This window comes from Paraburkholderia sp. (assembly GCF_036488505.1).
Taxonomy (GTDB): Bacteria; Pseudomonadota; Gammaproteobacteria; order Burkholderiales; family Burkholderiaceae; genus Paraburkholderia.
This window is the reverse complement of the sequence record NZ_DASXHN010000253.1, coordinates 1-10,942: the sequence shown is the minus strand read 5'-3', so window position 1 is coordinate 10,942 and position 10,942 is coordinate 1. Positions and strand designations below refer to the sequence as shown.

The 10,942-nt window shown below is 66.3% G+C and carries 10 protein-coding genes; 8 read left to right on the top strand and 2 right to left on the bottom strand.

The genetic code is table 11. The features are described 5' to 3' along the window. Positions 1 to 51: 51 nt before the first annotated feature. Complete coding sequence (gene cyaY, locus VGH68_RS15440) at positions 52 to 372, top strand: iron donor protein CyaY (protein ID WP_331604511.1); 321 nt, start codon at positions 52 to 54, stop codon at positions 370 to 372. Between the two features lie 104 nt (positions 373 to 476). On the opposite strand, the gene VGH68_RS15435 is transcribed toward cyaY, so the two are convergent. Further along, positions 477 to 2,882 (bottom strand): penicillin-binding protein 1A, encoded by a 2,406-nt coding sequence (locus VGH68_RS15435; protein WP_331604510.1) that lies wholly within the window; start codon positions 2,880 to 2,882, stop codon positions 477 to 479. A 275-nt stretch (positions 2,883 to 3,157) separates the two neighbouring features. On the opposite strand from VGH68_RS15435, the gene pilM reads away from it, so the two are divergent. The 7 genes from pilM (at position 3,158) to VGH68_RS15400 (ending at position 10,703) form a co-directional block, all read left to right on the top strand. Next, positions 3,158 to 4,153 (top strand): pilus assembly protein PilM, encoded by a 996-nt coding sequence (gene pilM / locus VGH68_RS15430; protein WP_331604509.1) that lies wholly within the window; start codon positions 3,158 to 3,160, stop codon positions 4,151 to 4,153. Then, positions 4,150 to 4,869 (top strand): fimbrial assembly protein, encoded by a 720-nt coding sequence (locus VGH68_RS15425; protein ID WP_331604508.1) that lies wholly within the window; start codon positions 4,150 to 4,152, stop codon positions 4,867 to 4,869. The genes pilM and VGH68_RS15425 overlap by 4 nt, the downstream gene beginning before the upstream one ends. Continuing rightward, entirely contained in the window at positions 4,866 to 5,786 is a 921-nt protein-coding gene (locus VGH68_RS15420) for a hypothetical protein (protein WP_331604507.1), read from the top strand. The genes VGH68_RS15425 and VGH68_RS15420 overlap by 4 nt, the downstream gene beginning before the upstream one ends. After that, entirely contained in the window at positions 5,786 to 7,579 is a 1,794-nt protein-coding gene (locus VGH68_RS15415) for a type IV pilus secretin PilQ (protein WP_414696949.1), read from the top strand. Before VGH68_RS15420 ends, VGH68_RS15415 begins: the two co-directional genes overlap by 1 nt. Positions 7,580 to 7,713: 134 nt before the next feature. Next, a complete protein-coding gene (locus VGH68_RS15410) occupies positions 7,714 to 8,265 on the top strand; it encodes a shikimate kinase (RefSeq protein WP_331604514.1) in 552 nt (183 codons plus the stop codon). A gap of 8 nt (positions 8,266 to 8,273) precedes the next feature. Beyond that, positions 8,274 to 9,350 (top strand): 3-dehydroquinate synthase, encoded by a 1,077-nt coding sequence (gene aroB, locus VGH68_RS15405; protein ID WP_422662218.1) that lies wholly within the window; start codon positions 8,274 to 8,276, stop codon positions 9,348 to 9,350. Between the two features lie 72 nt (positions 9,351 to 9,422). After that, complete coding sequence (locus tag VGH68_RS15400; RefSeq protein WP_414696948.1) at positions 9,423 to 10,703, top strand: deoxyguanosinetriphosphate triphosphohydrolase; 1,281 nt, start codon at positions 9,423 to 9,425, stop codon at positions 10,701 to 10,703. Between the two features lie 112 nt (positions 10,704 to 10,815). Here VGH68_RS15400 and VGH68_RS15395 read toward each other — a convergent pair. Then, positions 10,816 to 10,942 (bottom strand): DUF883 C-terminal domain-containing protein (locus tag VGH68_RS15395; protein WP_331604512.1); only part of this gene is annotated, 127 nt, incomplete at its 5' end.

Here is a 10,942-nt window from a genome sequence, read left to right as displayed (position 1 = left end):
GAGATACGACTCGCATGACTGTCCCTGAATAAATAATCGATGGAGTTTAGCATGTCCGATAGTGATTACCTGACCCGTGCGGAAGCCGTGCTGGCCGCCATCGAGAGCGCGCTCGACGATACCAGTGCCGACATCGAACTGGAGCGCAGCGGCAACGTTCTGACGCTCGAATTCGAGAACCGCACGAAGATCATCGTCAACCTTCAGCCGCCGATGAGCGAGATCTGGATCGCGGCGAAGGCGGGCGGTTTTCACTTCCGTTTCGTCGACGGCGAATGGCGCGACACGCGCAGCGGCGCCGAGTTTTTCGCGGCGCTGTCGCAATATGCGAGCGAACAGGCGGGCGAACCGGTGCGAATCAGCGCGCAATAAGCCCAGCGGCAACCTGGCAAACGCGCCAATCGCAGCCCCGAAAACAGAACCGCCGCGCATCGAACGCGGCGGTTTTGCATTTCTGGCAACGCCTCGACGCGGCCTCAGTGGCCGCGGAACAGATTCATGATGTCTTGCCGCTCCTGCTCGCCGACCTGTTGCGGCGCGGCCGCCGATGCGGCGCTCGCCGTGGCCTCGGCGTCGAGCGTGGCCTGACTGACGCCCACGGTCGCAACGAAACCGTTGCCCGGCGTGAAGTCCTCCAGATACAGCTCCGAGCCTAGCTCGACCACGCCGTCGGGCATCGGCATCTTGTACTCGGGCACGCCTTTCAATGCGTACGCCATGTACTCGATCCACACCGGCAACGCGAGGCCGCCGCCGGTTTCCTTGTCGCCCAGGCTGCGCGGATTGTCGTAGCCGATCCACGCAATCGCGGTGAGCGTGTGCTGATAGCCGGCAAACCACGCGTCGCGTGAGTCGTTGGTCGTGCCGGTCTTGCCGCCGAGATCGGTGCGCTTGAGCGAGTTGGATTTGGCACCCGTGCCGCGTTGCGCGACGCTTTGCAGCAGGCTGTTCATGATGTACGCGTTGCGCGGTTCGATCGCGTGCGGCGCGCTTTGCCCGGCTACGAGCGGCTGCGCATGCGCAACGACCGCGCCGCGCTGATCGGTGACTTCGGCGATCAGGTACGGATTGATCCGGTAGCCGCCGTTCGCGAACACGGAGAACGCACCCGCCATCTGCAGCGGCGTGACGAGACCCGCACCGAGCGCCATCGGCAGATAGGCGGGGTGACGTTCCGCGTCGAAGCCAAAGCGCGTGATGTACTGCTGCGCGTACTTCGTGCCGATCTGGTTCAGGATCCGGATCGACACGAGGTTCTTCGATTTTTGCAGCGCGGTGCGCATCGTCATCGGACCATCGAAGCCGCCCCCATAGTTCTTCGGCTCCCATGGCTGCCCGCCGGTTTCCGCGGCGCTAAAAAAGAGCGGCGCGTCATTGATGATCGTCGCGGGTCCAAGGCCTTTTTCGAGCGACGCCGAATAGATGAACGGCTTGAAGCTCGAGCCCGGCTGGCGCCATGCCTGGGTCACGTGATTGAACTTGTTCTTGTTGAAATCGAAGCCGCCGACCAGCGCGCGGATCGCGCCGTCCTGCGGGACGACCGAAATAAACGCGCCTTCCACCTGCGGCAATTGCGTGATCGACCAGTCGCCGTCGTCGTTCTTCACGAGGCGGACGATCGCGCCCGGACGGATGCGCTGACCGGGCTGCGCGCGTGCGCTCAGCGCCGACTGCGCATAGCGCAAACCGTTGCCCTGAATTGTCGCGGCATTGCCGTCGATGAACATCGCCTGCACCTGCTTCGGGCTCGCCGCGGTCACGACCGCCGCGATGATCTCGCCGTTGTCCGGATGTTCGAGCAGTGCATCGTCGATTGCCTGTTCGCGCTCCTGCTCATCGGACGGCAGGTCGATGAACGCCTCGGGGCCGCGATAGCCGCGCCGGCGCTCATAGTCCATCAACCCCTTGCGCAGCGCGCGATAGGCGACGTCCTGATCCGCCGAATCGATCGTGGTCACCACGTTCAGACCGAGCGTATACGCCTCTTCCCGATATTGCGCGTACATCATCTGCCGCACCATTTCGGCGACGTATTCAGCGTGCACGCTGTACTCCTTGCCCATGCCCTTCACGACCAGCGGCTGGCGGCGCGCGTCGTCGAACTGCTCCTCGGTGATGTAGTGCAGTTCGACCATGCGCTGCAGGATGTACTCCTGCCGCACCTTCGCGCGCCTCGGATTGACGACCGGGTTATACGCGGACGGCGCCTTCGGCAGACCGGCGAGCATCGCCGATTCGGCGAGCGTCAGATCCTTCAGGTCCTTGCCGAAATACACGCGCGCCGCGCTCGCGAAACCGTACGCACGCTGCCCGAGATAGATCTGATTCATGTACACCTCGAGAATCTGATCCTTCGTCAGCTTCGACTCGATTTTGTACGCGAGCAGCATCTCGTAGATCTTGCGCGTATAGGTTTTCTCGCTGGAGAGGAAGAAATTGCGCGCGACCTGCATCGTGATCGTGCTTGCGCCTTGCGTTGCGTGGCCGTTGGTGAGCGCGACGAAGCCGGCGCGGGCGATGCCGGTGAGGTCGACGCCGCCGTGGTCGTAAAAGCGTGCGTCTTCGATCGCGAGGATCGCTTTCTTCAGGCTGTCGGGCACGTCCTGAATGCGCACGATGTCGCGCCGTTCCTCGCCGAACTCACCAATCAGTACATGGTCGGCCGTGTAGATGCGCAGCGGCACCTTCGGACGATAGTCGGTCAGCGCATCGAGCGACGGTAGATTCGGTGTCGCGACCACGAGCGCATAGCCGGCCAGCAGCGCCACGCACACGACGCCCGCCACGATCAACCCGACCAGGCCGAAGATGAGCTTCTGCCACAACGGGCGTTTGCGTTTTTTCGGCGCGGGCGGCGGGGACGTAGGAGACGTGGATTGCATAGGAATACCGGAAAAGCAGTCCCGCGATTATAGCCGCCTCGCCCGTCAGCTTTCGACCTGCTTACGGCCGATGCAGCCTTGTCGCGACGCCGACTGCGCGCGGGAAATCGCCTCACGCCGCAATGACTTCACTGTAGTCCGTTTGATCTCGCGCGGGGCGCTTCGGCGTCACCGTTAGCCATCTGGCTGAGTGTCGCGCCGCGGCATGTCTGTCCACAATGATCCCTCGTTACTCGCGTTCGAATCGTTCGTCGCGTGAGTCAGAGGGAGGGTATATGGCATCAGGAAATTCGTGGCTTCAGGCGGTGCAATCGGGTGGGCAGCGCTTCGCCGCCGGCATCGACATCAATTCGCAAAATGTACGGCTGATCGTGCTCAGTCAGCGTTTTCGCGCACGCGGCGCACTGCAGCTCGAACATATGAGCGCGGTGCCGCTCGCCGCCAGCGCGATGGCGGGTGCGGAGATCATCGACCGGCAGGCCGTCGCGCGCGCGTTGCGCGATGCGTTCGCGGGCCTGCCGCGCGTGTGTACCGCGCAGGCGCTGCAGTGCGCGATGGCGGTGCCCGCGTCGATCACGCGCACGAGCACGGTGCCACTGGAACGGCTCGCCGCGCAGAGCCAGTGCGAGCAGCAGGATGGCGGCCCCGCGCTCGCCGGACTCGCGCCGGCCGTGATGGACGAGGCCGAGCGTATCGCCGGAGTCGAGCGGCATGCGCTCGCGGCCGACTGGTGCGTCGACGAGCGGTCAGCACCGGTGCGCGCGGTGACGATCACCGCGATGGCGCGTCAGCATCTCGAAGCGCGAATCGAATGCGCGGCGAGCGCGGGCATTTCGTTGAGCGCGGTCGACGGCGAGCACCATGCGGCGCTGCGCGCGATGCGCTACGCGGCGATGCATGAACTCGACCCGTGCGAGCCGTACGTCGCGTTGTGGATCGGTACGGACGGCGTGCATGGCTGGCGCATGGCCGACGGTGTGATCGACGGCGACATGCACTATCCGGCGCCCGAGCATACGGATCTCGCCGACGCGCTGCGCGATCTGGCCGGTGGCCCGCGGTTCGACTGCGCGCTGGTCGGCGGCGAAGTCGATCTGCTCGACGGCGTGGGTTTTTCGCTCGCCGACATCGGCGACGTGCTGGGTTGCTCAGTGCTGCCGTTCGAGTGCGCGCTGCTTGGTACGCGCGTGCGGCCGTTCGAGGACGAACCGCTGCGTGGTCCGGCCGGCGCTGTTGCGTTCGGGCTTGCTCTGCGCGGAGTGATCGAATGATGCGCGGGCTTTCGGTGTCGTTGGCGCGGGCGGCCAGGCCGCCGGTGAACGACAGGCGCGTCGTGATGCCATGGCTCGGTGGCTTCAACCTGCTGCCATACCGGCAACGCAATGCGCGGCTCGCGCGGCGGCGCTGTTGGCGCGACTGGGCCGTGGCGGCGTGCCTGGGCGCTGCCGCCGTACTCATGCTCGCTGGCTGGCAGGCGTTCGAAGCGGCGCGGCTCGATGCGCGGCGCGCGGCGGCCGAACAGGAACTCACGCAGCTCGACGCGCCGGTCGCCGAGCACACGAAGCTGCTGCGCGCGCGCGACGCATCGCGGCAAAACGCGGCACGCGCGGCGACCCTGTCGGAACAGCTCGCGCATCTGCTCGATCTGCTCGAAGCGCTGAGCTTCGAACCCGGCGACGGCGTGGTGTTGCGGCAATTGCGCCAGCGCGAGTACGACACCGAGTTGCTCACTACGTCGAGCAGCCATCTGACGTCGGCCGAGTGGCTGAAGCGGCTCGGCGCGGTTCGCGGCGTGAAGGGCGTCGAGGTGCGCGACCTGCATCGGCCGCCCGCACATGGCGGTGCTCACGCGGCTCAAGCGCTTGGCGCGCCGGTGGAGTTCAACGCGCGCCTGCGCTGGGGCGATCCACCGCCCAAAGCGGGTCGCGCCAGCGGGCCCGCGGCGGCGCGTGCGGCGAAGTCCGAACAATCGGGAGGTAGACAATGAGTACGGCCTTTTTCGAGGCGGGCGGCGCGACGCCTGTGTCCGCCCGTGTTTCGCAATGGATGAAGCAGGCGCGGCTGCCGCTCGACGCATGGAGTCGGCGCCGCCGCCAGGTGGTGGCGGCACTGATTGGCTCACTGGTATTTGGCCTTGGCGCCTACGGCTGGATAGCCGCCGATCTGTGCGGGCTGGACGCAAGCCGGTCTGCGCTGACGGCTAGCACACAGCGTCTCGTCGAAACACGACGCACGCTCGCGCAATTGCCGTCGCTGCGTCGCATCAGCGCCGCGATGCCGGCCGTGCGCGCCGCCACGTCGTGGAGTTCGGCCGACGACGTACGCAGTGTCTCTGAGCTGGCCGCTCAGAACGGTGTCGCGTTGCTCGCGCTCGAGCCGGGTCCGGCGAGCGGCGAGGGCATCGAGCGTATGCGCCCGTTGCAGCTCACCGCGCACACGGATTTCGTTCACCTGATGGCGTTTTTCCACGGGCTGTCGCAATTGCCCGTGCTGGTCGTTCCCGTCGATGTGACCGTCAAGCAGGACGGCGCCGCGCTGTCGATGGCCGCGACGCTGCGTGTGTTCGACGCGCTGCGCCCGGCGCCTGCGGTCGAGGCCGCGCATGCGTATGACGACGCGAGCCTCGACGAGGACGACGACGAAGAGATCGTGTTCTTCGATCCGTTCTCGCAGCCGCGGCTGTCCGCGGGCGGCGAGCCGGCCGACGCGGTGCAATGGCGGCTGGTCGGGTTGCTGCGCGATCGCACGCGCGGACTCGCATTGCTCGACACGCCGGACGGCGCGACCACGGTCGCCGCTGGAGCGCAACTGGGCGCCGAGCGGGTGACAGGACTCGATGAACTCGGGATCACCCTCGCGAACGGCGGCACGACGCGCACGCTGACGTTGATGGAGGCTTCATGATGAGCTGGATGAAGCGATGGAGCGTAGCGGCATCGCGCGTCGGCGGCGGGATCGAGCGCTTTGCCGTGTCGAGCGTCGGCCTTGGTTTCGGCTTCTACATCAGCGCGACGCTAGCCACCGGCATCGCGCGTGCTTCGACGCCGCCATTGCGGCCGCCACTGCCGGCCTATCTGCCGGCGGAGGATCGGCTCGCGGTTGCCGACGCCGCATTCGAAACCGCGCCGCTGCCGCGCGGCGGCCTCGCGCGAGTGCCGAACCCGTTTCGCTACGAGTTGGCGCAAAACGCGCCACAAGACGCGCCACAAGACGCGGCGCAAGAGCGCGCGCAAAGCGAGATGCAAGACCCGGATGCAGGCCAGACGGTTTCGTCAGCGTTGGCCACCGCGCCCGATGCCTCCACGGAGGTTGCCGCCGGCGACGCCGCATTCCCGCCGGCACAACCTGCGGCGCCGGCCCGCGACGACAGCGCCGGTGCAAACATGCTCGAAGGCCCGCCCGTCCCGCTGCCACCGCCCGTGCGCCTGAGCGGCGCGCGGCAAACCGCGGACGCCGCCGCTGCCGGTTCCACCGACGATGACAAGCCGATCTCGCTCAACTTTCAGCACGCCGAACTCAGTGCGGTACTGAGGTCGTTCGCCGAGTTCACGGGCCTCAATATCGTCGCGAGCGACAAGGTGCGCGGCGCGGTTTCGCTGCGGCTCGACAAGGTGCCCTGGCGTACCGCGTTCGACACGCTGCTCGACGTCAACAATCTGTCGATGGAGCGCCACGGCAACGTGATCTGGGTCGCGCCCGCTGCGGAACTGGCGGCGCGCGAGCGGCAGCGCTTCGCCGCGCACGCGCGCTCGGCGGACCTGGAACCGCTCGCGAGCCGCACCATCCAGCTGCACTACGCGCACGCCGAGGACGTGCGGCGCCTGTTGACCGGTTCCGGCACCCAGCGCGTACTGTCCAAACGCGGCGCGGTGACCGCCGATCCGCGCACCAACCTGCTGTTCGTCACCGATCTGGCGGGGCGTCTCGAGCAGATCGCGGCGCTCATCGCCGCCGTCGACCGGCCGACCCGCCAGGTGCTGATCGAAGCCCGCATCGTCGAAGGCGAGTACGGCTTCTCGCGCAATCTCGGCGTGCGGCTCGCGCTCGCGGGCACGAACCCGGATGGTGCTGGCCGAGGCCTCAGCGGCGGCACGGACGGCACCGTCTACGATCTGTCGGCACGGCCGATCTCGGGATTCGAGGCCGCGACCGCTGGCCTCACGCTGTTCGCGGCCCGCGCGACGCGACTCCTGAACGTCGAGCTTTCTGCGCTCGAGGCCGAGGGGCATGGGAAAATCGTCTCGAGCCCACGAGTCGTCACGGCGGACCGGATGAAGGCGGTCGTCGAACAGGGCAGCGAGCTGCCGTATCAAGCCAAGGTCGGGCAGGGCGTATCCGGCGTGCAGTTCCGCCGCGCCACGCTCAAACTGGAGGTGGAGCCGCAGATCATGCCGGACGGCCGGGTGGTGCTGGATCTGGACGTTGCGAAAGACAGCGTTGGCGAGCAGACCGACGCCGGGCCCGCGATCAACACCAAGCACGTGCAAACGCGTGTCGAGGTCGAGGATGGCGGCACGGTGTCGATCGGCGGAATTTACGCGGCCGACGAGCGGGACGACGTCGAGCGCGTGCCATTGCTCGGAAGAATTCCCATTCTGGGTGCGCTCTTCCGCAACCGGGCTCATCGCGATCAGCGCAGCGAACTTGCGGTTTTCATCACCCCGCGAGTCGTGCAGGAAATCGCTGAGGAAAACTAGCGCACGCTGCCGCCGCGGTCGGCCGGCGGCGCGCTGGCTGGTCGGCCTTGCTCGGGCTCGCTCAGGCTCGACAAGCCAGCCGCTTTGCCAGTAAGCTGCGGCACGAACTTCACCGGATTAGCCAGAGGACACCGTTGCAAGCGCGGGACGCACACGCCAATGTATTTTTCGTAGGGCTCATGGGGGCAGGGAAAACCACTGTGGGCCGGGCGGTTGCGCGCCGTCTCGAGCGCCCGTTCTTCGATTCGGACCATGAAATCGAGGCGCGCACCGGTGCGCGCATTCCGGTGATTTTCGAGCTCGAGGGCGAGGCGGGTTTTCGCGAGCGCGAGGCCGGCGTGATCGACGAGCTGACCGGACGCGACAAGATCGTGCTCGCGACCGGCGGCGGCGCGATACTGCGGCCCGAAAACCGCGAGGCGCTGAACAGCAGGGGCCTGGTGGTCTATTTGCGCGCCAATCCGCACGACTTGTGGCTGCGTACGCGGCGTGACAAGAATCGCCCGCTGCTGCAAACAGAAGACCCGAAAGCGCGTCTCGAAGCGCTCTACGAGGTGCGCGACCCGCTCTACCGGGAATGCGCGCATTTCGTGATCGAAACAGGCCGGCCTTCGGTCAACGGACTCGTCAACATGGTTCTGATGCAGCTCGAGATGGCCGGCGTCGCCAAACATCCTGCGCCATAATGGACCGTATGATCACTGTCAACGTCGAACTAGGCGAGCGCGCCTACCCCATCCATATCGGTGCAGATCTGATCGGCCAGACCGCGCTGTTTGCGCCGCATATCGCCGGCAACTCGGTCACGATCGTCACCAATACCACCGTCGATCCGTTATACGGCGGCACGCTGCGCGCGGCGCTGGCGCCGCTCGACAAGCAGGTGTCCACGGTCGTTCTGCCAGATGGCGAGGCGTACAAGAATCTCGACACGCTGAATCGGATCTTCGATGCGCTGCTAGGCTCGCGCGCGGATCGCAAGACCACGCTGATCGCGCTCGGCGGCGGCGTGATCGGCGATATGACCGGCTTTGCCGCGGCCTGCTACATGCGCGGCGTGCCGTTCATCCAGGTGCCGACCACGCTGCTGTCGCAGGTGGATTCGTCGGTGGGCGGCAAGACCGGCATCAACCATCCGCTCGGCAAGAACATGATTGGCGCTTTCTACCAGCCGCAAGCGGTGATCGCCGATATCGGCGCGCTGCGGACGTTGCCCGAGCGTGAACTGGCGGCGGGCATCGCCGAGGTCATCAAGACCGGCGCGATCGCCGACGCCGATTTCTTCAGCTGGATCGAGGCCAATATCGAAGCGCTGAATCGCTGCGACCCGGCTGCACTGGCCGAGTCGGTCAAGCGTTCGTGCGAGATCAAGGCATCGGTGGTTGCGCAGGACGAGCGCGAAGGCGGACTGCGCGCGATCCTCAATTTCGGCCACACGTTCGGCCACGCAATCGAAGCCGGGCTCGGCTACGGCGAGTGGCTGCACGGCGAGGCGGTCGGCTGTGGGATGGTGATGGCGGCCGATCTGTCGGTGCGCCTAGGCCATCTCGACGACGCGTCGCGCAAGCGTCTCGTGGACGTGATCGTCGCCGCGCATCTGCCCACCCGCGCGCCGGACCTCGGCGCGGACCGCTATGTCGAACTGATGCAGGTGGACAAGAAAGCGGAAGCCGGTGCGATCAAATTCATTCTGCTGAAGCGTTTCGGTGAGACGCTGATCACCCGGGCGCCCGACGCCGAGGTGCATGCGACGCTGGCCGCCGCCGTCTAGACACTTCGCGGCCCGGCAGCCACGTGTCGCGCACCTGCGTCAGGAGGCGCCGCCCATGTTTCGGAGAACCCGGTGACTGACAGGCACAGCGACGACCTCGAGCAAGACCCGGCGGCGCGCACAGCCGCGGCTCGTAGCGTGACTAACGGTGTGGCCAACGGTGCCGCCACGGCGATCGCCGGCGATGCTGGCGACGCCCCAGCCGTCGCGGCGCCGACCCAGCAGGCGCTCGAAGCGCATCTCGTGCCCTACGCCGCGTTTTCGACCCGCTCGCGTGGGCGCCGCTATCCGGAAGCCGCGCCAAGCGCGCGCACCGAGTTTCAGCGCGACCGCGACCGCATCGTCCACTCCACCGCATTTCGCCGGCTCGAATACAAGACTCAGGTGTTCGTGAATCACGAGGGCGACCTGTTTCGCACGCGGCTCACTCACAGTCTCGAAGTCGCGCAGATCGCGCGCTCGGTCGCGCGCAATCTGCGTGTCAACGAAGATCTGGTCGAAGCGATTTCGCTCGCGCACGATCTCGGTCACACGCCATTTGGCCATGCCGGGCAGGATGCGCTGAACGAATGCATGCGCGAGCATGGCGGCTTCGAGCACAACCTGCAGAGCCTCGCGGTCGTCGACGAACTCGAAGAGCACTACGGCGCGTTCAATGGTTTGAACCTGTGCTTCGAAACGCGCGAAGGCATCCTCAAGCATTGTTCGCGCGAAAACGCGCGGCGTCTGGGCGCGCTCGGCGAGCGCTTTCTCGAAGGGCGTCAGCCGTCGCTCGAAGCGCAGATCGCGAACGTCGCCGACGAAATCGCATACAACAATCACGACGTCGACGACGGTTTGCGCTCCGGCCTGCTGACGATCGGGCAACTCGCTGAAGTCGAACTGTGGCAGACGCACTACGAAGCGGCGCGCGGCGACTTCCCGCACATCGAAGGACGCAGACTGATCCACGAGACCGTGCGGCGCATCATCAATACGCTGATCATCGATCTCATCGAGACGACGCGGCTCAATCTGGTTCGCTACGCGCCGTCATCACTGGACGACGTGCGCGCGGCGCCTCCGCTCGTCGCGCATAGCGACAGCGTTGCCGCGCAGGCCGCGGCGCTCAAGCGTTTTCTGTTCAGAAACCTGTACCGCCACTATCGGGTGATGCGCATGGCCAACAAGGCGCGCCGCGTCGTGGCCGGCCTGTTCGACGCGTTCACCGATGACCCCAGGCTGCTGCCGCCGGCCTACCAGTCGAACGATGCGGCGCGGCAGCCGCGTCTGATCGCCCATTACATCGCGGGCATGACGGATCGCTACGCGGTGAAGGAATACCAGCGGCTGTTTGTGATCGACGATAACTAGGACTAGGTAGTCGCGAATTGCGTTGGGCACACGCGGCCATTCATGGCGGCGTGTGCGCGGCTGCGCGACGCAGCGGCTCGCTTCTTTGCTTCCGCGCCGCCACGCAGGGCAATCAGCGCGAGCGCGACGCGAACAGCGCGCCTGCAATCAGCGCGACTCCGCCAACGAGCGCGATCGTGTGCCACGGTTTTTCCCGCACGTAGTGATTGGCATCCGAGATCGCGGTGCCCGCGCGCTCG

What these genes read in the sequence shown, in the direction of transcription:
- aroB (WP_422662218.1), top strand. Translation starts at nt 8,274, where the DNA reads ATGATCACTGTCAACGTCGAACTAGGCGAGCGCGCCTACCCCATCCAT.
- VGH68_RS15425 (WP_331604508.1), top strand. Translation starts at nt 4,150, where the DNA reads ATGATGCGCGGGCTTTCGGTGTCGTTGGCGCGGGCGGCCAGGCCGCCG.
- cyaY (WP_331604511.1), top strand. Translation starts at nt 52, where the DNA reads ATGTCCGATAGTGATTACCTGACCCGTGCGGAAGCCGTGCTGGCCGCC.
- pilM (WP_331604509.1), top strand. Translation starts at nt 3,158, where the DNA reads ATGGCATCAGGAAATTCGTGGCTTCAGGCGGTGCAATCGGGTGGGCAG.
- VGH68_RS15435 (WP_331604510.1), bottom strand. Translation starts at nt 2,882, where the DNA reads ATGCAATCCACGTCTCCTACGTCCCCGCCGCCCGCGCCGAAAAAACGC.
- VGH68_RS15415 (WP_414696949.1), top strand. Translation starts at nt 5,786, where the DNA reads ATGAGCTGGATGAAGCGATGGAGCGTAGCGGCATCGCGCGTCGGCGGC.
- VGH68_RS15420 (WP_331604507.1), top strand. Translation starts at nt 4,866, where the DNA reads ATGAGTACGGCCTTTTTCGAGGCGGGCGGCGCGACGCCTGTGTCCGCC.